Below are 21,502 nucleotides of genomic sequence, written 5' to 3'. Positions count from 1 at the left end.
ACCGCAATCGCGAGAAGGCTCACTCCCACAAGGGGATGGGTTCAGGGCCTAACCTTGCGCCCAGCCATGTGCTGCAAGTAGCCAATCAACATCTGCAAATCCCCCTCCGGCAACACATCCGCCGAAAACCCCGGCATCTTCGCCTGCGGCCACTGACGCAAACTCTGCGGATCACGAATGTAGCGCTTGAGGAAATCCGTGCCGAAATACTCGGTCGGGTTATACGGAATATTCAAATCGGGCCCAAACTGCGCATCCCCCGCACCGTTCAATCGATGGCACGCCAGGCAATTCTTCTGAAACAACGCGAAACCCAGATTCACCGGGTCATCGGCCTTTAACGCTGGATCAGGCAACAGGGCAGGGAAGCGCTCGGCCACCGGTGCCATGCGCTTGATGCTCGCCACTTCGAACGGCCATTGTTCAGGGCTGATGTTGCCAGCCTGCGGGTCAGTCCACACCAGATAGAACGGCCCGGCACTGTGTTTGCCGGCTGACAGCGGTGGCCACGGCTGGGCCGGGTCTTCAATCGCCAGCCATGCACGCGCGCCTTGGGTGCTGAGCAAGGGCGCCGCGGCCAGCTCAGCGGCAAACCCGTCCAGTGCCACCGCTTGCAGATGATCTTCAGGTTTGATTCCGGTCAACAATGCGGCCACAGGCACAACGCGATAGGTCATGTTCTTCTTGTAGGACACGTCGTTTTTGATCGTCAGGGTTTGCACTTGAGGATGCTTGAGCAATTCCTCGGTCTGCCAGGTGCGACTGTTGGCGCCAAGCTGAAGATCCAGCTGTGCGGCAGACAAGGGCATGCTCAACAGCAAAGCCCCGAACACAATGAGCACTTTCAAATGATCGTCGTCCATGTCGTGGAAGTGCGCAAAGGTTGGCACAGCCACGCTGGCCCGGGTAGCGGGCCAGTCACATTTTCAGTGGCGATGACAGCACCTGCCGCTTGAGTCAGCCGATGACCTTGGTCAGATTCGGCAAAATCAACAACAGCGTCGTGGCGAAAAGAATGAGCCCTGCTTGACGGACTTTCGGTTGTTTGAACATGGCTGAACCGCCTTTATTGTTATTTCCTGATGTCTGCCTGCATATCCATGACGGCAAACGCTGCACTTCCTGTTAAAGAACGCCTGCCTCGGCAAAACCCGACGACTCTGACGTACATGTACTACCTTAGGGCCCGCGTCACGCTTGGCTTAGATCCATTTCATATGGAGTTGCTACCAGTAGCGATTAAAAAGGCATGAGGCGTATTGCCAGCTTCTTTGCCGCCCGCTTGCTAGACAACTCGCTGACCTGAACCGGTTCACCTGATGGGCGACGACCGTCCGTCTGAGCGCGTGCGTCAACCGCATTGAGCGCTGTGGTCATTGAATCCGTGACAGCTCAGGGCAAGAGTGAGAGCACAAGAAATCACTCACCGCACAGGTTCGAGGACGTCATGACCCAAGCTTTGATTTTCGACGCGTTACGCACGCCCCGTGGCAAAGGCAAGGCTGATGGCGCTTTGCACAGCGTCAAGCCAGTCAATCTGGTGGCCGGTCTGCTGACCGCGCTGCAACAACGCACCGCGCTGGACACCAGTCAGGTCGATGATGTGGTGCTCGGTTGCGTCACGCCGATTGGCGATCAGGGCTCGGATATCGCCAAAACCGCAGTGCAAGTGGCTGATTGGGACGTCAGCGTGGCGGGTGTGCAGATCAACCGCTTCTGCGCTTCGGGCCTTGAGGCAGTGAACCTTGGCGCGATGAAAGTGCGCTCGGGTTTCGAGGATCTGGTGGTGGTCGGCGGCGTTGAATCGATGTCGCGGGTGCCAATGGGCAGCGATGGCGGCGCCTGGGCGCTGGACCCGCAGACCAACTTGCACAGCCATTTCACCCCGCAAGGCGTCGGCGCCGACCTGATCGCTACGCTCGAAGGCTTCAGCCGGCAGGACGTCGATGCCTACGCGCTGCACTCGCAACAGAAAGCCGCGCGGGCGCGAGCCGAGGGCTCGTTCAACAAGTCGTTGGTGCCGGTGCAGGATCAGAACGGCATCATCCTGCTCGATCACGACGAATTCATCCGTGCCGAGTCGACGCTGGAAGGGCTGGGCAAGCTCAAGCCAAGTTTCGAAATGATCGGCCAGATGGGTTTCGATGCCACGGCGTTGCGGGTCTACAGCCATGTCGAGCGAATCAATCACGTCCACACGCCGGGCAACAGCTCCGGGATCGTCGACGGCGCAGCGCTGATGTTGATCGGCTCCGAAGCCAAGGGGCGGGCGCTGGGTCTGCAACCACGGGCGCGCATCGTCGCCACGGCGGTCACCAGCACCGATCCGACCATCATGCTCACCGGCCCTGCGCCGGCCACGCGCAAGGCGCTGGCCAAGGCCGGGCTGCGCGTCGAAGACATTGACCTGTTCGAGGTCAACGAAGCGTTTGCCTCGGTGGTGTTGAAGTTCATCAAGGACATGGCCGTCGACCCGGACAAGGTCAATGTCAACGGCGGCTCCATCGCCATGGGTCACCCGCTGGGCGCCACCGGTTGCGCGATCCTCGGCACCCTGCTCGATGAACTGGAAGCCCGGCGCCTGCGCTTTGGCCTGGCGACGCTGTGCGTCGGCGGCGGCATGGGCATTGCCACCATCATCGAACGCCTCTGAGCCCCGAATTCAAGGAACCTTGTTATGAGCGAAGCCATTCGTTACGAAAAAGGCCAGGACGGCATCGTCGTGCTGACTATCGACATGCCGGGCCAGAGCGCCAACACCATGAACGCCGTGTACCGCGAGGCGATGGCCGCCTGCGTTGCCCGGCTGGTAGCTGAAAAGGATCACATGGCTGGCGTGATCATCACCTCGGCGAAAAAAACCTTCTTTGCCGGCGGCGATCTCAATGAACTGATCAAGATTGGCAAGCCGGAAGCCAAAGCCTTCTACGACATGGTGCTGACCCTCAAAGGGCAATTGCGCACCCTCGAGACACTCGGCAAACCGGTGGTGGCGGCCATCAACGGTGCGGCGCTCGGCGGCGGTTGGGAAATCTGCCTCGCCTGTCATCATCGCGTGGCGTTGGACGATGCCTCGGTGCAGTTGGGTTTGCCGGAAGTGACCCTGGGTCTGCTGCCGGGCGGCGGCGGGGTGGTACGCATAGTGCGCATGCTCGGCATCGAAAAAGCGTTGCCGTACCTGCTCGAAGGCAAAAAGGTGCGCCCGCAGCAGGCGTTGCAGGCCGGTTTGATCGATGAACTGGCGGCGGATCGCGATCAACTCCTGGCCAAGGCGCGGGCGTGGATCATCGCCAACCCGACAGCAGTACAACGTTGGGATGTGAAGGGTTATCAGATTCCTGGCGGCACGCCGTCGAACCCGAAAGTGGCGCAGATGCTCGCCATTGCGCCGTCGATTCTGCGCAGCAAAACCCAGGGCACATTGCCTGCGCCGGAAAAGATTCTGTGTGCGGCGGTTGAAGGCGCGCAGGTGGATTTTGATACCGCGCATTTGATCGAAACCCGTTATTTCACCGAGCTGACCACCGGGCAGATCTCGAAAAACCTGATTGGCACATTCTGGTTTCAGCTTAATCAGATCAATGCCGGCGGTTCGCGACCGCAGGGCTTTGCGCCGTATAAAACGCAAAAGGTCGGCGTGCTCGGAGCCGGGATGATGGGCGCCGGGATCGCCTTCGCCAGCGCTTCAGCAGGCATCGACGTGGTGCTCAAGGACATTAATCTTGCTGCAGCCGAGAAGGGCAAAGCGCATTCGGCGGCGTTGCTGGACAAGAAAGTTGCCCGAGGCCAGATGAGCGTTGAACAGCGTGAAGCCGTGCTGGCGCGAATTGTCGCTACGGAAAACGACGCAGATCTGGCCGGCTGCGACTTGATCATCGAAGCGGTGTTTGAAGATCGTCAACTCAAGGCCAAGGTCTCGTCGGCAGCGCAGCAGGTGGTTGGCGCTGACGCGGTAATCGCCTCCAATACCTCGACGCTGCCCATCACCGGTCTGGCGGCTGCCGTACCCGATCAGAGCAAGTTTATCGGTCTGCACTTTTTCAGTCCGGTGGAGAAAATGCCGCTGGTGGAAATCATCAAAGGCGTGCAGACCAGCGACGAAACCCTCGCTCGTGGGTTCGATTTCGTCCTGCAAATCAAGAAAACGCCGATCGTCGTCAACGACCGTCGCGGTTTCTTTACTTCACGGGTGTTCGGCACCTTCACCAATGAAGGCATCGCCATGCTCGGTGAAGGGGTGGGCGCGCCAATGATCGAGACCGAAGCGCGCAAGGCCGGGATGCCGGTCGGGCCTCTGGCGATCTCTGACGAAGTTTCCCTCAGCCTGATGAGCCATATCCGTCAGCAAACGGCCAAGGACCTACAAGCAGAAGGGAAACCGCTGATTGAGCACCCGGCCTTCGCCGTGATTGACTTGCTGCTCAACGAATACAAGCGTCCGGGCAAAGCCGCCGGCGGTGGATTTTATGAATATCCGGCCGGAGCTCAGAAGCATCTATGGCCGGATCTGAAAGCGCGCTTCGAGAAGGCCGACGGGAAGATCTCACCGAAGGATGTGCGTGATCGGTTGCTGTTCGTGCAGGCCATCGAAACCGTGCGCTGTGTGGAGGAGGGTGTGCTGACCTCGACGGCGGACGCCAACGTCGGCTCGATCTTCGGCATTGGTTTTGCGGCGTGGACCGGCGGAGCGTTGCAGTTCATCAACCAATACGGCGTGAAGGACTTCGTCGCTCGCGCGCAGTATCTGGCTGAACAATATGGCGAGCGCTTCGCTCCGCCTGCGCTGCTGCTTGAAAAAGCCGCGAAAGGCGAGTTGTTTTAAGGGCGGTGAACAGATGTCGGGGCTTGCCTTGCCAGGGTGTTTCGAGGCAGGCTCTGGGGTGTTCATTATTCCCATCACGTGTCAGGTATTTTTTATGTCGCTACGCATCTGCATTCTGGAAACCGACATCCTGCGTCCGGAACTGGTCGATCAATACCAGGGTTATGGGCAGATGTTCCAGCGCCTGTTCTCGCAGCAACCGATTGCCGCCGAGTTCACCGTCTACAACGTGATGCAGGGCGAATACCCAAGTGACGAACTGACCTTCGATGCGTACCTGGTCACCGGCAGCAAGGCCGACTCGTTCGGTACCGACCCGTGGATTCAAACGCTGAAGGACTACCTGCTGAGTCGTTACGAGCGTGGCGACAAACTGCTTGGCGTATGTTTCGGCCATCAACTGTTGGCGCTGCTACTCGGTGGCAAAAGCGAACGTGCGACGCAGGGCTGGGGTGTCGGCACCCACAACTACAAACTCGCCGCCAAGGCGCCGTGGATGAGCCCGGTACGTGAAGAGCTGACGCTGCTGATCAGCCATCAGGATCAGGTGACTGCTCTGCCGGAAAACGCCACAGTGATTGCGTCCAGCGATTTCTGTCCGTTTGCGGCTTACCACATCAATGATCAGGTGCTGTGCTTCCAGGGCCACCCGGAATTCATTCACGATTATTCGCGGGCGCTGCTGGATCTGCGTCAGGAAGCGCTGGGTTCGCAGATCTACAGCAAGGGCGTGGCCAGCCTGGAGCAGGAACACCATGGCGCTACGGTTGCGGAATGGATGATGCGGTTTGTGGCGCACAAACCTCAGGCTAAGGCCGTTTAAAGCCTGATACGGATTCTGTGGCGAGGGAGCTTGCTCCCGCTGGGCGGCGAAGCGGCCCCCAACATTCAATGGCCAAAAATATGAGTGCGAGGATTGCGACTGCTGCGCAGCCGGGCGGGAGCAAGCTCCCTCGCCACAGGTCTACAACCACCCGGACTTCTTGAAACTCGCCCACAAACTCACACATCCCACCGCAATAAACCCCAGCACGGCAAAGTAGCCGTAATGCCAACTCAGCTCCGGCATATTCTGAAAGTTCATCCCGTAAATCCCCGCCACTGCCGTCGGAAAAGCCAGAATCGCCGCCCAGGCAGCAAACTTGCGTTGCACCACGCTCTGTCGTGACGCTTCCAGCAATACACCGATCTCGATGGTCTGACTGGCGATGTCGGCCAGTGTGGTCAGGTCTTCCATTTGTCGCGTGACGTGAATCTGCACATCGCGGAAATACGGGCGCATGTTCTTGTCGATAAACGGGAAGCTCAGTTTCTGCAATTCCTCGCCTATCTCCACCATCGGAGCCGCATAGCGACGCAGGCGTACGACATCGCGGCGCAAGCCATGCAGCTTTTGAATGTCGCGCTCATTCAATGCGCTGCACAACACATTGCGTTCCAGCTCATCAATCTCCGCATGAATCGCTTCGCCCACGGGCTGATAGTTCTCGATGACGAAATCGAGCAGCGCATAGAGGACGAAATCTTCCCCGTGCTCCAGCAACAGTGGGCGCGCCTCACAGCGTTGGCGGACATGTGCGTAGGACGCCGAGTGACCGTTTCGCGCGGTGATGATGTAGCCCTTGCCCGCAAAAATGTGCGTCTCGATGAACTGCAAGACGCCGTTCTCTCGGATGGGCGAGTAGGTGACGATAAACAAAGCGTCGCCAAAGGTTTCCAGCTTCGGCCGACTGTGTTTTTCCAGGGCATCTTCGATCGCCAGTTCGTGCAGGTTGAACTGACGTTGCAGGTTAGACAGTTCCTGGGCGCTCGGCTCTTCCAGGCCGATCCAGACAAAGTGCCCGGTTTTCGCAGCCCAGGCAGCGCCTTCATCGAGGGAAATATTGGTGACTTTTTTACCCGCGCTGTACACCGCAGCAGCAACAACTCGACCCATGGTGGTGGTTCACTTCTTCTTGGCAGATGGCAGGAATTCAAAGGCTTCAGCTTAGCCGTGTCGCTGCTTGAGAGTCAGTGAAATCTGCACAGTTCACTGGGCAAAAGAAAACCCGCACAGGGCGGGTTTGTTTTTTAAGCAGCTTGTAACTGCCGATCCATCGATTCGATGCATTCGCGCATCTGCTCGCGGCACTGGTTGATGAGCATGGGCATGTCGTCCATGGTCAATCCGGCTGTAGGAATCGCCGGTAGCGAGCGTATGAGAATTTTCCCGCTGCGCCAGCGGTTCAGGCGCATGTGCTTGACGTAGCTGCTGACACATACCGGAACGATTGGCACGCCAGCAGCGATCGCCATCTGGAACGCGCCTTTCTTGAACGGCAACAAGTCTTCGCCGAGGTTGCGGGTACCTTCCGGGAACACCCAGATCGAAGTGTTTTCGTTCTGCAGGGTGTTCGTCGTGGTGAGCATCGACTGGCGCGCCTTCTGCGCATTGCCACGGTCGATCAACACATTGCCGGCCAACCAGAACAGTTGCCCGAACAGCGGTACCCATTTCAGGCTTTTCTTGCCAATACACACGGTGCGGCGCGGCACGACATTGCCGAATACGAACAGGTCATAGTTGGACTGATGGTTGGCGATGATCACGCAGCTGTCGGGTTTGTTCATCAAACCGCTGACGTCTGATTTCACCCGCAGACTCAAAATGCACATCGCCGGCAGCGCGTAGAGGCGGGCGCACAGACGGCTATTGTCCGGATTGAACGGGCGGCATATCCCGAGGATCACCCCCAGCACACCGGCCAAAATAAAGTGCAGGCTCATCAATAACATACGAAACACAAACAGCATTTGCAGGCCCCACCGGCACAAAAGGTGGCGCAGTGTACGGATGTGCACTGTTTTCGGCAATTGCCGCTATAGAGTCCGGAGATAGCCGATGTTTAAGCGCATGTTTCCGAGTCGGTTGTCAGATGCGTCCTAGAGCCGCCACGGCATTTTCAACAGTGCGCGCAAGAAAAAGCCCGACACGATGGTCGGGCTTTTTCTCATCGCTGCAACCGGGCTATCAACCCAGATGCTCCTGATCCTGAATGATCGCGTTATCCAGGGCATCCAGCAGCGCCTTACGCACTTTCAACTTGGTGTTCTTGTGCGCGGTCATGTTGATTTTCTTCAACTGACGCGCGGCTGCGAGAGCGGCGCCTTGCAGCTCCTCGGCAGAAACCACCTTGTCGAGGAAGCCAGCATCCACAGCGCTTTTCGGATCGAACATTTCACCGTTGATTACCGAGCGGTGGAAGGCCGATCGACGCAGGCGATCACGGGCCAGCTCAATACCGGCGTGGTGCATGGTCATGCCGATCTGCACTTCGTTCAGACCGATGCTGAACGGCCCATCGACGCCGATGCGGTAGTCGGCGGACAACAGAATGAAAGCACCTTTGGCCACGGCATGACCCGGGCAAGCAACAATTACCGGGAAAGGGTGAGAGAGCAGCCGTCGCGCCAGCGTCGAACCGGCGGTCACCAGCGCCACGGCCTCTTTAGGGCCAGCGGTCATTACTTTCAGATCATAGCCACCGGACAGAATCCCTGGCTGACCGGTAATGATCACGATGGCACGATCAGTCACCGCCTGATCCAGCGCCGCGTTAAACGCCGCAATCACGTCCGGGGAAATGGCATTGACCTTGCCATTGCTCAAGGTCAGGGTCGCGATACCGTCTTCGAGGTGGTAAGAAATCAACTCACTCATGACGCTATTCCTTGTAAGAAAGATGGGCAGACGTTACCCACCGCCGCAGGCCAGGTAAAGCGCCGTGACTGACCCGCCGGTCACCGATTCCCGGCTCAGCCTGCGTAGTGCGCCGTTCTGCTTCTATATAGAAGGGTCATGGCCACCGAAGATTGGCCGGTTTGCCATGGGCCGTCAGCAGCGCAAACGGCTTTTTCTCTTAAGCGCATGAAAATTCTGCAAAAAAAATTTGCCATCGGAAAAGCTTTCGACTACATTAGCGCGCCTCGACAGACAGAACATGTTTGAAGAGATACGGTGAAGTGTCCGAGTGGCTTAAGGAGCACGCCTGGAAAGTGTGTATACAGGAAACTGTATCGAGAGTTCGAATCTCTCCTTCACCGCCACATTCAGTAAACACAAACCCCTGATTTTCCTAGAGAAAGTCGGGGGTTTGTGGTTTTTGGCGTCTGAAAAATGGTCATATGGGACAGATCTGGGACAGATCCCTGTTCCGGAGTGGAAAATTGAGCCGATTGAATTAGTAAGCGGGAAGTCACATCCGGTCGCCGATGGCTCGGACCATGGTTAATTTCAGCCAGAAGAATACGTCTGTACTCGCTCCTCGTGTTTTCCCATCCGTTTAAAAATGGTCACTATTTTTCGTTGACATTAGTGACCATCGTGGTCACTATTCGATTACAAAATCAGTGACCGTGGTGAAACATTATGGAAGTTTTTGAGTGCACCCACCGGGGTGAGCTAATAATCGGCGATAAAACGATTTCATGTGCAGTGTTGAGCAACGGTATGCGAATTATTACGCAAACCGCGCTGTTCGATGCATTTGATCGTCCAAGGAAGGGTGAGAAGCGCATTGACGGATTGCCCTCTGTGATCGGGGCTAAAAACCTTCTTCCATTTATCTCCGAAGAGCTTAAAGAAAAATCAGCTGTCGTACACTATTACTCACCCACGGGAAAGATTGCATCGGGCCACAATGCCGAATTAATCCCTCTGATATGCGAGTTGTACCTCACAGCAAACGATGTAAATGCGCTGCTGGAGAGTCAGGAGAAAATTGTTCTTCAAGCACATATTCTTATCCGTGCTCTCGCGAAGGTTGGTATCGCCGCTCTTATCGATGAGGCAACCGGCTATCAATATGAGCGCGAAAGTAACGCGCTGCAAACAATTCTCAAAGCGTACATTTCTGAAGATCTTCTGAAATGGCAGGCACGATTCCCAAGAAAATACTATCAAGAGCTATATCGTCTCTACGGCTGGGAATATGACCCTCTGAAAATGACGCACCCTCAATATCTAGGTAAATTCACGAACGAGTATGTCTACGAACACCTCCCTTCGGGCGTGCTTAAAGAGTTGCGTGAAAAGAATCCAAAAAACGAATCAGGGAATCGTGTGAGAAAACATCACCAATTTTTGTCCGGTGATATCGGTATTCCTCACTTAGAAAAACACATCACTAAGCTCATTACAGTCATGGAGCTTTCAAATGGTGTGGTTGAGTTTAAGAATAATTTTGATCGCGTGTTTGGGGCTAATTATAAAGAGCAGCTCTCTTTAGGTTTGAAGTAGCTTCGGATTCTAATAAAAAAACGATAGAGTGGATGAATGATTATCCACTCGCTTCAAATAAAGGATGATCAGCATGCCAGATAACTCACACGCCAACATTGCCATGGCAGATGCTTTAACGTTGCTTCTGCACAACCAGCATGCTCTAGGCGCTGCGATAGATGAGGTCACAAAGTGGCTCTCAGAGAATGGCGCTCAGAGCGTTGCAGATAACGCAGCGGGGGCTATGGAAACCCTGGATAAAAATGCGAAAGCAATTACAGATGCGATTATGCAACTACGGCAGTCCTAGGGAACTGCCAGAAAGCCGAAGAACGCGATATCGCAAGTGATGTTCGAGCGATCAAGCTAATCTGTTGCAATAGCACTATCTTTAAAGTGATTTAAAACAACAAAACTCAAAGGACCATCATGCTCCCTAGTAAGAGCATGTGAATTAATCTGCGTTGGGGTATTTTCGTTAATGACACCTAAAACTTTGGTGGCTCGCTCATTTGATATCACGTCACTGGTGGCGAGCAACACCTTTACAGCATGTGCTGCGGCAGTGATTGCCTTCGAAAATCCCGAGTCTTCAGCCTCTAAAGTGCTTTTCTCTCCTGACAAGCTGGCCTTGTTCGCGTTAGTTGCTTTGTTTTTGTATATGGGCCTGGCGTTTTTGGTGTGGGGAGGGCGTGCATATCAAGTGCGAAAGTTAATGATTAAGGCCGGCTACAAGAAAATTCCAAGGTGCAAGGAGGCATCAACAGAAACAATTGATGATCCGATTTTGCGCATTAAGGTTCGACAGGCTAAAATTAAATATTACGCAGATATGCAGTCAGTGTGTCTTGTAACTTCGTTTATGGCCGCTGGAATGATCGCAGCGATGTATTTTAGTAATACCGGGATTACGCTTGCTGGTTGGGCGGCGACCGATACTGCTCGGTTCGCGTATCTTGGGCCAATTGTACTTCTGACGATTTTTTCGTGTTGTGGAGTCTACTGTTTTATTAAATGTCAGGCGCTCGTTGATGCCACCCAAAAGTGGATCGCCTTTGAGCACCGTAAGCCTAAGCCGAAAGACTTTGAGCCTGGTTTCATCCCGAAAACAGTTTTGTGCCGCGCTCCTCAGCGCCTTGATAAATGGGGCAAAAGTTATTATAAGGTTATTGAAATCAGTCGCTTGAAGAAGCACCTGCCTCCAGAAGATAAGCGACAGGGTATCGTATGGACATTCATTCCGGAATAATTGCCTGCGTCGATGGAACGTCCGCTTTTGGCCAATTACTGACTTTGACGACTGATAAATAGATCGCCGTTTATGTTCATTAGGCCCCCACACCTTTGCCAGGTGTGGGGGCTTTTTTATAGGAGTTTGGCCACCATCCTCCATTAGGCTGACTGACCAATATCCTGACCAATGGGTACCACTGGTCCCTACCTACTGACGGCTAGTGAATTCAGTATTTTCAGCTGCTACCGGCGATAAATTTAACGCCAGTTGCAGCATGCCCACAACATCCGGACCGTCCTCATTGATCCACGTCCCGTAGTGCTGCCGGATCATGTTGCCATTGGTGTGCCCCATCTGCTCGGCGATCCAGTCGATCGACGCCACACCGGTGGTCAGCAACTGACTGGCGTAGGTGTGCCGGCACTGCCCGGGGCCTCGATAGCGGACGCCTGCAGCGAGCAGGTGCGCTTTGAAAAACCGGTCACGGACCACGAAGTCGTTGGCGTGCGGAAGACCGCTTTTCGTGTTCAGGAAAACGAAGTGTAGTTTGTGGCGCCGCACGGTCTTGTTGTCCCGCTCAACGATCTCCACGGTCTCCGCTTTCCTGTTTCGGTTTAGCGCATCGATCTTGCAGAGGGCATCCCATGCCGGTGCCAGCAGACGCACCCGCCGCGTCGAACGACGGGTTTTCGTTACCCGGTAAGCCCCGCGCACCTTGGACCGGCGAAAAGTCACTGTGCCTTGCGCCAAGTCGACATCCTCCCAAGCCAGGGCAATCGTTTCCGATACACGCGGACCTGCCCATAACATGAACTGCACCATCAGCAGTTCCTGCGTGCGGCTGGTCGGGGTGTCGAGGATCTGTTTGATTTCGGCGCGGGTAAACGGGTCCGGTGTTTCGGGATCGGGCAGGCGGACCATCAATCCTTCAGTCGGGTCATGGGCGACTTTCATCCGCGTGCGGTACAAGCGAAACACCTGGCGCACGTTGCTGATGATGTCGCGGATGGTCTTGTTCTTCAGGGTTTTCGACAGCGTGTCCTGAATCCATTCCTGCAGGTCCAAGTGATCGATCTGGTTAATCTGGACCTTGCCCCAGCGTGGCCGCACATGCACTTCGGCCTTGTTGGCGTAACCTCGGTAGCTCGAGGCCGCTACGCTGTTGGCCTTTATCTTCAACCACAGATCCAGGTAATGGCCGAAGGTGTTTTCTACCAGCCTGGGCGAGTTGGGAAAGTGCCGGGCGTAATCGAAGGTGCCGGTCTGGATCTCGTATTCAATGATGTCGACCAAGCGCCTGGCCTGCGCCACGTTCGCCGGTGTATTACCGCCCGGAACCGTTTCCCGGCATTTCTCCCCTTTGTATTGAAAATAGATTCTCACGGACTTGCCGCGAGCTTCGACCCCACTCATGTAAACCCCTAACGCTGTACTCGTATGTCGACAGTCTGACGATCGAAAACAAAAAGGCCCGTTTCCGGGCCAAGTATCTGCAAGCGCGTCTTCTGGTGGACGCGGCTTATGGTTTGGGCTTGTGCCGGCGCAGGTGGGCATTTAACAGCTGACGCCGCCGGCTGCAGGCCTGGTGATTGCCCTGAGCGCGCCACTTGCCACACTGGTCGCACACGCTGGTGTGATCCATGTTCCAGGGAAAGCGGCGCACCGGTGTTGCGGCAGGGTCATTGGTCATGGCGGGACGCCCCCCAGTGGCCGGGGTGGCCAGCAGTTGGCTGATCACGGCGACATCCGTTTCGCTCAGGTCGCCCAGGGTGCTGGCCATCTGGCTGAGGCTTTCCAGGCGCGTTCGGGCTTCAGGGGTTTTATGCACCAGGTAGCCGATGACGGCGGCGCCGATGATCGCGGTCGCCACCAGGTGCCGCGCCGGTGTGGTAGCCTTCGTGCCGCTGCTGCTGGGGCTCTGTGCTTGCATGGTATGGTCCTCGTAAGTGGTCGGGTGTCGAGGAGCTGCAACTCCTCGGCACTGTTTTTTAGATCAGTCCTTTCGTGCCAGGTGGATCACCAGGCCGTCAAAATCCGGCTCATGCTCAACACATGATTGCCATTCCAGGACCCGCAGGATCTGTTGCCTGCTGCAGTCGTCCACCAAGATTTCGCGCTGGCCAGCGGCGGCCCGCACTTCCAGAATCTGCAGTAAACCTTCCTCCCCGTACGCACCGGCCTGGATGATCGGTGCGCTTTGCCCGGTGAAGTCCAGCCGGTCTTGGACCGACTGGAGCTTGTTGGTTCGGCCGTCGCCGGCATTGCCCATAAACACTTGGATCTGCATCGGTCTTGCTCTCCTTTACGCCTTGAATGTCCAGCACTTGACCGTGGTCGGCCGGGGTTGTGAAACGGGGTTGCGATGGTTGAAGGCGGCGCGTACGGCGCTGTGCACGGCCTTGTTGCTGTCGAGAAATTTGCGCGATCGAGACTCCTTGAGCAGGTCGCGCAACGTGGCCACGTCAGCCAGCTTCTGTTTGTGTTCGGCGGCGCGCTCGCAGAATTCGTTGAGGTTGATGGCGATCACGGCCGGGTCACTGCTGTGGTCGACCACAGGGTCCTCACTCAAGGATTCGAGGTAGTCGTAGACCTCCCAGAATTCGGCGACGGCCGGATGGTCGGAACTGATCGAGGCCTGGCGCTCGATCGCCATACGGACGATTTGCCGTTGCGTGGCGGCGACTTGCGGATCACTCAATTTCAGCACCAGGCGCAGCCCGTCCAGCAGCGAGAGCAGTTGTGCGTGGTTCTTGCTGATCCGCTCCACTCGGATATAGCCGCGAAGGTCATAACCACAACTGCAGCAGTTGCCTTGGTCGCTGACATAGGCCGTACTGCAGGCAAAACAATGCGTGTGCAGGCGGCGCAGTTTCGCTTCGTGTTCGGGCATGCGCTGGGCGAACAGATCGAGCACCGCGGACTCCTTGCCTACGGCGCGCAACAGAAAGTGGCTGAGGCTGCCGCCGTCCAGTGCGTTCAAATGGTCAGCGGCCGCACGGCTTTCCGGGGTGACGGTCGGGCGCACAAAGTGCAGTTTGACGATGCGCGTCATGATCGCTTCGTGAGCCACCACGGCGGCGTTCTGGCTGATGGCGATCGTTCCCCGAAAGGGCGGTTCATACGTCTCGTTGCCCGCTGTCTTGACGCCTTTGGTGGCCAGCGTGCCGCCGCCGTAGAAGTCTTTCAGCTCATCCCATTCAAAGGTTTTTGCGTGTGCCCGATCGTCGCTGTGACGATCGGCCTCAAGAAACACAACCGGCATGCCGGACACCTGGCCCATCAGGCGCGAGCGTCCGGCCTTGGTCGATTTCATCGGGTCGAAACCTTCATAGCCTTCGCGTCCGAGCAGTTTCCACAGCAGATTGAGCAGGGTGGTTTTGCCGGCACCGGCTTCTCCGGTGGCTTCCAAAAACGGGAAGGACTGGTAACGCGCGCGGATCTGTTCGCAGAACAACGAGCCGAAAAAGAACACCAGCGCGACGAAGCCCTGGGCGCCGAAGCAGGTCCACAGCAACCGCGCCCACTGCTCGTTGAAGTCTTTGCCGTCTCGCTGCAGCTTGATCGGGACGCCTTTCTGCAGGGTTTTTAGGCGCAGCTTGCCGAACTCGAAATAGTCTTCGCTGTTGACCTTGTAGGTGGTGCCGTCCTTGATTGCGATATCGCCATAGACGTAGCAGGCGTATTCCTTGCTGTAGCCGACATAGTCGATGGTCGACACGGTTTTGATGCCGAACAGCTGGTCCTTCATCAGCTTGTCGAGCTGCTGACCACTGCCCGTGAACATGGCGCCGGCGGCCATGCCGAGCAGGCGTTTTTTGAATTCACTGGCGGCGGACAGCTGGCCGCTGGTGAAGGTGTTTTTCACGCTTTCGGAGTCGTGCGGGAAGTCCACGCGCAGGTAATACCAGGACTCGTCGGTGACTTCGTTGCGCTGGAAGTACAAGGCTTGCGGGTAGCAGTTGGCAATCTCCACGACGCTGCCGGATTGCTGCAGCGCCTTCTCGCGCTGTTGCGCCTGGTTGAGCAACTGGTCGTCGTGGTTCTCGCTGTCCTCGATGTCGGACATGGCCCGGTTGAATTTCTCCATGTCCAACTTGAACCAGTACAGACGGCTGCCAAAGCCCAGGTGAAATTCCCCGCGCTTGTTCCAGTCGTACATGAGCAAGGCCTTTTCCGCTGCGCTTTCTGCCAGCAGCAGGGCGCCCAGGTGGCGGGCCTGTTTGAGGTCCGTAGCGATCTGGTCGGCGCGCTTGGTGTCGTCCTGAATGAAGCTCCAGCGCTGGTGCAGGTCGTTCCAATCAGACTTGCGGCCGTCACGTTGCGGGATCTGTGCTGACTCGCAGACGAAACCCAGGGCACGGGCTTCGCGGACCCAGCGCCGAGTGTAGGCGTTGGCGCTCGGTTCGTTGTCCAGCGCCCAGACCAACTTGGGCACCTTGCCGCCCTCACGGGTTTTGATCAGGGCCTTGAGCGAGTCGCCAGGGAATGCGTTGGACGACATGGCCGATACGGCCGCGATGTCGTTGTGCACCAGAGCGATGGCGTCAAAGATCCCCTCGACAATCCAGATTTCCTTGACCTCAAGCAGGTCGACGCAAGGGGGCACCACCAGACGCCGCGATAGCTGTCCTTGGACTTGAAGCGCGCTTTCATCTTGCCGAAACGGTGCGGCTGATCGATCAGCCGTTCCCACCAGCCGCCTTTTTCCAGGGCGAAGCGCACCGTGGCGCTGCCCGCATTGTGTTCGGGCGAGTAGAAACTTTCCTGCGTGAACCATCCCTGGATCAGCTCAAATCGAAAGCCCCGGGCAAACTCCAGATAAGCCCGTGCAGTGGCGTTAGGGTGCTGGTCCGTCGCCGGCGCTCGCTTGCTCCAGTCCTCAAACAAATCGTCGTACAGCTCTTTTACGTGCAGGGTGTGGCCGCACTTTTCCGGACGACCACAGATCACCATCCATGGCGTATCGAATCGGGAATACAGCTCCTTTTTCTTGCACTTGGGGCAAGTGCCGCCGCGCATGTAATCGGTGCCCTTGCGGTGCGTCAGTCCGAAGTCGGATTGAAGGCGGAGCAACACGTCGTCGCGGAGATCTTCTTTCATGATTACTTCACTGCTTTGAGGCTGAGGGAGAGGGCGGCCATCAGGCGTTTCTGGGCGGCCATCACCGGCGTTCTTTCGAGGATCGAGCTGTGCCGTTTTTCTTGCGGGACATACCGGTATTCATCCGCGTACCAGTAGTCGTTGAGGCTCAAGCGGTACTGCTCACGCATCGCAGCCAGAAGTGCTTCGGCCTCTGCAGGTGGCAGCTGGGTGGTCAGAATTACGGCGTTTCCCATCTTGAAACCTCGATTTCGGGCGCAGCTCACCCAAACCCACGGAGTGCGGGGCAGGCGTTTGTTTGAGGGGTGGTGTTACAAGTTGGCTAAGCGAAAGCGGCCAAGGTCCGGCGCGTTGATGATTCGCTCATAGATGAGGCTGACCGGTACGGCCCATTGTCGGCCGGTCACCGGATCAACGATCACGGTGTGCGTCGACGTGCTGCTCTGGATGTTCAGGCGTTGCCGATCGCGAACGGCGACCATGGTGGTGCCTGCCAGGTGAACGATCTTTTCAGCGACCTGCGTTTGCACGTCGTAGTCTGCAACCAGGTGTTGAACAGCTCGGCTGAACAGTTGCTGATCGTCGCTCAGATGTTCGCAGTGGTGACGCTCAAGAAACGCCAGCGCGGCGCTCTGCAGGACATCCTGGTATTCCGGTACTGCAGACAAATTATTCATTGAGCCTTTCCTGCGCGATAGAGAGCGATGGCAGCCAGCACTTCTGCGTGCCTTGCTGCTACGTGGAGGTTATGCGCGTCCATGATGAATTCGGCTTCTTCATCACTGATCGAACCGTCTTCAAGAGCAGCGGCAATTGCTTGATCAACACAACCTCGCTTTGCAGAAACCTGCACGGAGCGCTTGTAAAGTTCGACGTTGTCGAGCGTTTCAGGATCGGCCACCGGTACGAACAGTCCCCCATACATCGAAGCGACGTAAGTGGGGAAGTGTTGAGTTCCACAGTCCTGCTCGAGCATGAAAATCTGTAAGTCGCTGAGGGGACTGCAACCGGCATTCTCATAGGCATGGTTGTCGAACTTTTTGAGCTTAAGACCCAAGCGCGCAGCAGCGGCTTCGCGTCCGCCGGTGTAACTGCGGATGATCTCGCTCATGACTTCTTTGCGGGTGTCTAGGATTGGACTTTTCAACTTCTACTTTTCCCTGTTGAGCGCCGCGATTACTGTTCAATTACGCCGTCTTTGATGCCTAGCAGCACGGCGGCGCGATGTGCCTCCCCTCGGCGACCTTTGATCCGACCGTTCAAAAGGTCGCTGACCAAATTTTTGTTCAGCCCATGCTTGCGACTGAACTCCGCGATACTTAGTCCCTTTCGATCGAGAGCCGCGCGGGCTTGCTCGTGCGTAATGGTGGCGGGCATAGTGTTCCCTCTGTTCATTTGTGTTTGTTCGCGTTTGTCTGTGGTGATTCTTGGTCAAAAAAATGATCAAGTCAATGGTGGTGACTAAAAAAATGCTCATAGCGGATCGAGTAGGTGAACGCCTCAGGGAAGAGCGCGAGCGCTTGGGGTTAAATCAAACAGAGTTTGGAGTCCTACTTGGAGTCAGTAGGGGAACGCAAAAGAACTACGAACTGGGAGCCAGCTCCCTAGACCTTCGTTATGTCACGGCCCTGGAAGAGAAGGGGGTCGATGCGGCTTACGTGCTTACGGGACATCGTGCAACACCATTGGGCCAACTTTTTAGCCCCTCGGAAGAACAGATGATCATGCAATTCAGGTCGATCCCTGATGATGATCAGAAGGCGATTCGTCGTTTCCTTGAAGCGATGGCAGACGACGCCGCCCGGCAACGGTCTTAACTCGCAACATTCCCGTACAGTCATTGGGGTATCTCTTATTCCAATGCAGTTACGCACACTCCATAAAGTCCGTTCAGCAATGCACTTTATGGAGTAGTTAGCATGTTGGATCGCAAGAAGAACGATCACATCAACCTCGAACACGCCGGGTCGGAAACTGCCGTACTCACGGACATCGAGCGTCGACTGATCGATCTGTATCGCCGGCTGAGCCGCGTTGAACAGCAACAGGTTCGCCGTGTGGCCGAGATACTGGCAATCAACCCAAAGGAGAAAGTAGGGGGCTGACCGTCATTCTTTGAATGATCCCGATCGCCGGCGCTATAGCGTTGGCGGTTTGTAGCTACGCCACCGCCTGCGATCCCAACTGCTCGAAAAGCTCCCGCTGCTTCGCCCTGGGCATTTCCCGCAAACGATCGATCAACATCCGCTCGAATGTCTGCGATGACGGACTGAGCGTGTGCGAGAACGTCAGATTCGCCACCCATGTGTGCCCGCACTTTGCGTCCAGGCACTGGCAGTACAGTTTTACAAAGGCTCTGGTTACCTCTTCCCGCGAGGCAATCCGGCCCTTGTGTCCGCAATTGCATACAACTCTCATTGTGTCCCTCCCCAGGGGCAGCTGATCGCCACCATATTGCCATAATCTGTAGTGGCTTTCTCTCTGCGTGGCTTTTCATGTAGTTGTATCCACTGCTTCAGGTGCGGGTTTCCAGCTAAAGCGCCTGTCTTCTCGCAGCTTGTCATTCAGTTGGTTGAACAACTGGCAGATCGGCCGGATCTCGTTGCTGGTGTATACGCGATCGATCTTTTCGATGTCTCCGAAACCACCGGTGTTTTCCGGGATGATGCCGGCCAGTGCCGGGTTCATGCGCCAGGCGGCGATAACGTCGTTTCGGGTGATGTTCTTCACCTTCTCCAGTTCGTCTTTCGCCTGGAAGTCACCCACGGGGATGATCTGGATCGCGTTTTCTTTGCCGTTGGGGATGTTGACGAACATCGAGCGGAAGTTGCCCACGCCCTTGCTGGCACTGATCTGTGCGCGCAGCTCGTCTTCGTCCTCCTCGGTCAGATCAGGATCGTTGGTGTAGAAGATGTAACCGGCGTGCGCGCCGTTGCTGTAGTACCGACGGCGGAAGAGGGTGGCCGCCTCATTGAGCAGCAGCGCCTGCAGACCGCCCAAGTAATCCGGGATCCCGTAAATATTCTGTTCCACGTCGTAGTCCAGGACGTGGGAGATCTCGTGTTGTTCGAACTCCATTTCCTTGTTGTCGGGCAGCAGCATTACGAAGCCGCCGTCGACCTTTACTCGCATGTTGATGGCGGGCAGGTGCTGCAGCTCCAGCACTTGGCCGAACGCATTGGTGTCGTTGTAGAAATACGATTCGCCAAACACCATGTAGTCCAGCCCAGCGCGTCCCATCGTCTCCGTGCTGCAGCCTGCCGAGGGGATGAACTCACGCAACAGCAGGTTGCGTTTGAATTTTGGAATGGCGCCGTGGTGCGCGTTGGCGCGCAGCAGCTTGGCCAGACCAGCCCGTGACACCGGCGGCTTGTAGATCTTGCCGTCGTCGCTGGGGAACACGCCCACGTACTCGCCGATGTTGCCGGACAGCACCTGTTCCGGTTCCCCGAAGGTAAATGAGCGCATGGGCTGCTGCGGTGGTTGGGCTACGTGTTGTTTTCTGCGTTTGCGGTTGGCCATAGCTGGTCTGGTTACTCGTGACGTAGCGGCTACGACGCCGCTTGTTGGTGTTCAAAGGTTCGTTGGCCAAGGCGTGCATAACCGCCCAGGCGATGTCGGCGTGGCCGGTGGCGTCGGTGCGCGAGGCGCTGTAGGTGATCTGGCCGCTGTTGGTGGCGCCGCGCTTGATGGTCAGGAATGCCTGCGCGATGTCCGTCCAGCCGGCGTCCCACTCGATGCGACTGCCTTGGATCGTGTCCTGGGCTTTCAGCACTAGGGCGTTTTTCGCCTCAAGGCTGTAGTGAATTGGCGTCGCTTTGGCGTAGAAGTCGCGCACCAGGTCGAACACGCCGTAACCCACTCCGGTGACGTCAATGCCGATGTGCTGGACGTTGAAGCGCTCGGTCAGCTTCTTGACCTGTGCGGCCTGATAGGTGAACGAGTGGCCCCGCCAGCTGTGCTTCTCCAGAATGCGGAACTTCGCCCCGGGTTCGAGTGGCGGCGCGATGACCACGCAGGTGGCGTCGTCGCGGGTGCGGCTCGGGTCGTAGCCCAGCCAGACCGGACTGTTGCCGAACGGCCGATCCAGCTCTGCGTTGTAGTCCTCCCACAACGACAGATCCGAGTAGCAACGCTCCAGATCCTTGAGGCTGAATGCGCTTTGCGTACTGTCGATGAATTTGCAGTAGAACAGCTGCTGAAATTTGTCTTCGTCGTACTCCAGCTGCAGCTGCTCCAGGTCGAACAGATCGCAGCCGCCGGCGATCGCGTCGTCCAGGGTGATCGTCTTGCGCCACTGGCCGTCCGGACACAGCGCGCCCTGCGTGTAGGCCGCTTCGCTGGGCCACACACCGCCGGCCTTCTTGCCGCGTTTGCTGTTGCGGAATTCCTCGCCCGACCAGAATGGATACGCCTGGTGCGACACGGCGCTGGGCGTTGAGAAATAGGTTTTGCGCCATTTCTTGTGTGTGCCCATGGCGCTGGCCACGGTGCTGAGTTTTTCGAAGTCACGGATCCAGAAATATTCGTCCACGTAGACGTGGCCGTGGTAGCCCTGGGCGGTGCTGCTGTTGGTGCTGAGAAAGCGCAGTTCCGCGCCGTTGCTGAGGGTGATCGGGTTACCCGTAAGCTCGATGCCGAACCACTGCTGTGCAAACTGGATGATGTAGCTGCGGAAAATCTCGGACTGCGATCGGCTGGCCGACAGAAACACCTGGTTGTCACCGCTCAGCACGGCGTCCATGAACGCTTCGCCGGCGAAGTAGTAAGTCAGACCGACCTGACGGCTTTTGAGGATGTTTCGGACACGGCGAGTCAGTGGGTTCTGTTTCGCCTCGAACAGCTCTTTCTGGTAGCCGTACATTTTCGAGATGAATTTATCGAGGAAGTCCACTTCGGTCAGGCCGCTAACGTCGTTCTTGGCCCTCTTTTCGCGCTTCTTACCGCTGCTTTCGCCTCGTTCACGGCGTTGACCAGGCTTGCGTTCGCGAGGCTCGTCCGGTGCGTCCGACGGCGCCGCCTGCGCAGGTTTGCCCGCAAGTTTTTTCAGCCGCTCAAGTAGGCCCGTCAGTCGCTCCAGTTCGTC

Annotated in this window: 23 protein-coding genes, 1 tRNA gene and 1 pseudogene; 10 read left to right on the top strand and 15 right to left on the bottom strand. The window is 56.8% G+C overall.

Annotation, left to right across the window (positions count from 1 at the left end; translation table 11 throughout):
• Window positions 1-41 precede the first annotated feature (41 nt).
• Entirely contained in the window at window positions 42-863 is an 822-nt protein-coding gene (locus tag JFT91_RS26405; RefSeq protein ID WP_201234725.1) for a c-type cytochrome, read from the bottom strand.
• Window positions 864-1,447: 584 nt separating this feature from the next.
• Between JFT91_RS26405 and JFT91_RS26400 the strand changes: the two genes are divergently transcribed.
• From JFT91_RS26400 to JFT91_RS26390, 3 genes are all read left to right on the top strand, one after another.
• The gene (locus tag JFT91_RS26400; RefSeq protein WP_201234340.1) at window positions 1,448-2,653 is read left to right on the top strand and encodes an acetyl-CoA C-acetyltransferase; all 1,206 of its coding nucleotides are present in this window, start codon (window positions 1,448-1,450) and stop codon (window positions 2,651-2,653) included.
• A 24-nt stretch (window positions 2,654-2,677) separates the two neighbouring features.
• Complete coding sequence (locus JFT91_RS26395) at window positions 2,678-4,822, top strand: 3-hydroxyacyl-CoA dehydrogenase NAD-binding domain-containing protein (protein WP_201234339.1); 2,145 nt, start codon at window positions 2,678-2,680, stop codon at window positions 4,820-4,822.
• Window positions 4,823-4,916: 94 nt separating this feature from the next.
• Window positions 4,917-5,645 (top strand): amidotransferase, encoded by a 729-nt coding sequence (locus JFT91_RS26390; RefSeq protein ID WP_201234338.1) that lies wholly within the window; start codon window positions 4,917-4,919, stop codon window positions 5,643-5,645.
• A gap of 141 nt (window positions 5,646-5,786) precedes the next feature.
• Here the strand turns inward: JFT91_RS26390 and JFT91_RS26385 are convergent, their stop codons facing one another.
• The 3 genes from JFT91_RS26385 to JFT91_RS26375 form a co-directional block, all read right to left on the bottom strand.
• On the bottom strand, window positions 5,787-6,758 hold the full coding sequence (locus tag JFT91_RS26385) for a magnesium and cobalt transport protein CorA (protein ID WP_201227299.1): 972 nt from the start codon (window positions 6,756-6,758) through the stop codon (window positions 5,787-5,789).
• A gap of 134 nt (window positions 6,759-6,892) precedes the next feature.
• Window positions 6,893-7,615 carry a lysophospholipid acyltransferase family protein gene (locus tag JFT91_RS26380; protein WP_201234337.1) on the bottom strand — a complete coding sequence of 241 codons (723 nt, stop codon included), beginning with the start codon at window positions 7,613-7,615 and terminating at the stop codon, window positions 6,893-6,895.
• A 217-nt stretch (window positions 7,616-7,832) separates the two neighbouring features.
• A complete protein-coding gene (locus JFT91_RS26375; protein WP_201227297.1) occupies window positions 7,833-8,522 on the bottom strand; it encodes a crotonase/enoyl-CoA hydratase family protein in 690 nt (229 codons plus the stop codon).
• 138 nt (window positions 8,523-8,660) lie between these two features.
• On the opposite strand from JFT91_RS26375, the gene JFT91_RS26370 reads away from it, so the two are divergent.
• From JFT91_RS26370 to JFT91_RS26350, 5 genes are all read left to right on the top strand, one after another.
• Window positions 8,661-8,810: a hypothetical protein gene (locus JFT91_RS26370; RefSeq protein ID WP_201227296.1), complete on the top strand. Its 150-nt coding sequence runs from the start codon at window positions 8,661-8,663 to the stop codon at window positions 8,808-8,810.
• A gap of 8 nt (window positions 8,811-8,818) precedes the next feature.
• Window positions 8,819-8,908, top strand: a tRNA-Ser gene (locus JFT91_RS26365).
• A gap of 322 nt (window positions 8,909-9,230) precedes the next feature.
• Window positions 9,231-10,100: a P63C domain-containing protein gene (locus JFT91_RS26360; protein WP_201234336.1), complete on the top strand. Its 870-nt coding sequence runs from the start codon at window positions 9,231-9,233 to the stop codon at window positions 10,098-10,100.
• A gap of 73 nt (window positions 10,101-10,173) precedes the next feature.
• Entirely contained in the window at window positions 10,174-10,392 is a 219-nt protein-coding gene (locus JFT91_RS26355) for a hypothetical protein (RefSeq protein ID WP_201234335.1), read from the top strand.
• 171 nt (window positions 10,393-10,563) lie between these two features.
• Window positions 10,564-11,331, top strand: coding sequence for a hypothetical protein (locus JFT91_RS26350; protein WP_201234334.1), 768 nt, complete (start codon window positions 10,564-10,566; stop codon window positions 11,329-11,331).
• A 192-nt stretch (window positions 11,332-11,523) separates the two neighbouring features.
• Here the strand turns inward: JFT91_RS26350 and JFT91_RS26345 are convergent, their stop codons facing one another.
• The 8 genes and pseudogenes from JFT91_RS26345 to JFT91_RS26310 form a co-directional block, all read right to left on the bottom strand.
• Window positions 11,524-12,729: an Arm DNA-binding domain-containing protein gene (locus tag JFT91_RS26345; RefSeq protein WP_201234333.1), complete on the bottom strand. Its 1,206-nt coding sequence runs from the start codon at window positions 12,727-12,729 to the stop codon at window positions 11,524-11,526.
• A 106-nt stretch (window positions 12,730-12,835) separates the two neighbouring features.
• Window positions 12,836-13,246, bottom strand: coding sequence for a hypothetical protein (locus JFT91_RS30330; RefSeq protein ID WP_518524899.1), 411 nt, complete (start codon window positions 13,244-13,246; stop codon window positions 12,836-12,838).
• A gap of 63 nt (window positions 13,247-13,309) precedes the next feature.
• Entirely contained in the window at window positions 13,310-13,603 is a 294-nt protein-coding gene (locus JFT91_RS26335) for a hypothetical protein (RefSeq protein WP_201234332.1), read from the bottom strand.
• Between the two features lie 15 nt (window positions 13,604-13,618).
• Window positions 13,619-16,416 (bottom strand): annotated as a pseudogene (locus JFT91_RS26330) (toprim domain-containing protein).
• A 2-nt stretch (window positions 16,417-16,418) separates the two neighbouring features.
• A complete protein-coding gene (locus JFT91_RS26325) occupies window positions 16,419-16,652 on the bottom strand; it encodes a hypothetical protein (protein ID WP_064392761.1) in 234 nt (77 codons plus the stop codon).
• A 75-nt stretch (window positions 16,653-16,727) separates the two neighbouring features.
• The gene (locus JFT91_RS26320) at window positions 16,728-17,093 is read right to left on the bottom strand and encodes a hypothetical protein (RefSeq protein ID WP_201234331.1); all 366 of its coding nucleotides are present in this window, start codon (window positions 17,091-17,093) and stop codon (window positions 16,728-16,730) included.
• The gene (locus tag JFT91_RS26315; protein WP_201234330.1) at window positions 17,090-17,563 is read right to left on the bottom strand and encodes a YmfL family putative regulatory protein; all 474 of its coding nucleotides are present in this window, start codon (window positions 17,561-17,563) and stop codon (window positions 17,090-17,092) included. Before JFT91_RS26315 ends, JFT91_RS26320 begins: the two co-directional genes overlap by 4 nt.
• Before the next feature lie 29 nt (window positions 17,564-17,592).
• A complete protein-coding gene (locus JFT91_RS26310; RefSeq protein WP_095050509.1) occupies window positions 17,593-17,793 on the bottom strand; it encodes a BcepMu_gp16 family phage-derived protein in 201 nt (66 codons plus the stop codon).
• Window positions 17,794-17,885: 92 nt separating this feature from the next.
• Here JFT91_RS26310 and JFT91_RS26305 point away from each other — a divergent pair, with 92 nt between their 5' ends.
• Together JFT91_RS26305 and JFT91_RS26300 are read left to right on the top strand one after the other, a co-directional pair.
• Window positions 17,886-18,233 (top strand): helix-turn-helix domain-containing protein, encoded by a 348-nt coding sequence (locus tag JFT91_RS26305; RefSeq protein ID WP_201234723.1) that lies wholly within the window; start codon window positions 17,886-17,888, stop codon window positions 18,231-18,233.
• A 102-nt stretch (window positions 18,234-18,335) separates the two neighbouring features.
• Window positions 18,336-18,521, top strand: a complete 186-nt coding sequence (locus JFT91_RS26300; protein ID WP_201234329.1) for a hypothetical protein — start codon at window positions 18,336-18,338, stop codon at window positions 18,519-18,521.
• A 55-nt stretch (window positions 18,522-18,576) separates the two neighbouring features.
• Here JFT91_RS26300 and JFT91_RS26295 read toward each other — a convergent pair whose 3' ends face one another.
• The 3 genes from JFT91_RS26295 to JFT91_RS26290 all read right to left on the bottom strand — a co-directional run.
• Window positions 18,577-18,834, bottom strand: a complete 258-nt coding sequence (locus tag JFT91_RS26295) for an ogr/Delta-like zinc finger family protein (RefSeq protein ID WP_064392752.1) — start codon at window positions 18,832-18,834, stop codon at window positions 18,577-18,579.
• 75 nt (window positions 18,835-18,909) lie between these two features.
• The gene (locus tag JFT91_RS29805; protein WP_177409286.1) at window positions 18,910-19,779 is read right to left on the bottom strand and encodes a phage portal protein; all 870 of its coding nucleotides are present in this window, start codon (window positions 19,777-19,779) and stop codon (window positions 18,910-18,912) included.
• On the bottom strand, window positions 19,691-21,502 hold a 1,812-nt coding region (locus JFT91_RS26290), incomplete at its 5' end, for a terminase large subunit domain-containing protein (RefSeq protein WP_201234328.1). The genes JFT91_RS29805 and JFT91_RS26290, both read right to left, overlap by 89 nt.

The organism is Pseudomonas sp. TH08, assembly GCF_016651275.1.
Classification (GTDB): Bacteria; Pseudomonadota; Gammaproteobacteria; order Pseudomonadales; family Pseudomonadaceae; genus Aquipseudomonas.
The sequence above is the reverse complement of the archived record's forward strand: the minus strand, read 5'-3'. Positions and strand labels throughout refer to the sequence as shown.

Excerpts from the sequence above, each read along its gene's own strand:
- JFT91_RS26405 (WP_201234725.1), bottom strand. The coding sequence starts at position 863 with ATGGACGACGATCATTTGAAAGTGCTCATTGTGTTCGGGGCTTTGCTG.
- JFT91_RS26400 (WP_201234340.1), top strand. The coding sequence starts at position 1,448 with ATGACCCAAGCTTTGATTTTCGACGCGTTACGCACGCCCCGTGGCAAA.
- JFT91_RS26395 (WP_201234339.1), top strand. The coding sequence starts at position 2,678 with ATGAGCGAAGCCATTCGTTACGAAAAAGGCCAGGACGGCATCGTCGTG.
- JFT91_RS26390 (WP_201234338.1), top strand. The coding sequence starts at position 4,917 with ATGTCGCTACGCATCTGCATTCTGGAAACCGACATCCTGCGTCCGGAA.
- JFT91_RS26385 (WP_201227299.1), bottom strand. The coding sequence starts at position 6,758 with ATGGGTCGAGTTGTTGCTGCTGCGGTGTACAGCGCGGGTAAAAAAGTC.
- JFT91_RS26380 (WP_201234337.1), bottom strand. The coding sequence starts at position 7,615 with ATGCTGTTTGTGTTTCGTATGTTATTGATGAGCCTGCACTTTATTTTG.
- JFT91_RS26375 (WP_201227297.1), bottom strand. The coding sequence starts at position 8,522 with ATGAGTGAGTTGATTTCTTACCACCTCGAAGACGGTATCGCGACCCTG.
- JFT91_RS26370 (WP_201227296.1), top strand. The coding sequence starts at position 8,661 with ATGGCCACCGAAGATTGGCCGGTTTGCCATGGGCCGTCAGCAGCGCAA.
- JFT91_RS26360 (WP_201234336.1), top strand. The coding sequence starts at position 9,231 with ATGGAAGTTTTTGAGTGCACCCACCGGGGTGAGCTAATAATCGGCGAT.
- JFT91_RS26355 (WP_201234335.1), top strand. The coding sequence starts at position 10,174 with ATGCCAGATAACTCACACGCCAACATTGCCATGGCAGATGCTTTAACG.
- JFT91_RS26350 (WP_201234334.1), top strand. The coding sequence starts at position 10,564 with ATGACACCTAAAACTTTGGTGGCTCGCTCATTTGATATCACGTCACTG.
- JFT91_RS26345 (WP_201234333.1), bottom strand. The coding sequence starts at position 12,729 with ATGAGTGGGGTCGAAGCTCGCGGCAAGTCCGTGAGAATCTATTTTCAA.
- JFT91_RS30330 (WP_518524899.1), bottom strand. The coding sequence starts at position 13,246 with ATGCAAGCACAGAGCCCCAGCAGCAGCGGCACGAAGGCTACCACACCG.
- JFT91_RS26335 (WP_201234332.1), bottom strand. The coding sequence starts at position 13,603 with ATGCAGATCCAAGTGTTTATGGGCAATGCCGGCGACGGCCGAACCAAC.
- JFT91_RS26325 (WP_064392761.1), bottom strand. The coding sequence starts at position 16,652 with ATGGGAAACGCCGTAATTCTGACCACCCAGCTGCCACCTGCAGAGGCC.
- JFT91_RS26320 (WP_201234331.1), bottom strand. The coding sequence starts at position 17,093 with ATGAATAATTTGTCTGCAGTACCGGAATACCAGGATGTCCTGCAGAGC.
- JFT91_RS26310 (WP_095050509.1), bottom strand. The coding sequence starts at position 17,793 with ATGCCCGCCACCATTACGCACGAGCAAGCCCGCGCGGCTCTCGATCGA.
- JFT91_RS26305 (WP_201234723.1), top strand. The coding sequence starts at position 17,886 with ATGCTCATAGCGGATCGAGTAGGTGAACGCCTCAGGGAAGAGCGCGAG.
- JFT91_RS26300 (WP_201234329.1), top strand. The coding sequence starts at position 18,336 with ATGTTGGATCGCAAGAAGAACGATCACATCAACCTCGAACACGCCGGG.
- JFT91_RS26295 (WP_064392752.1), bottom strand. The coding sequence starts at position 18,834 with ATGAGAGTTGTATGCAATTGCGGACACAAGGGCCGGATTGCCTCGCGG.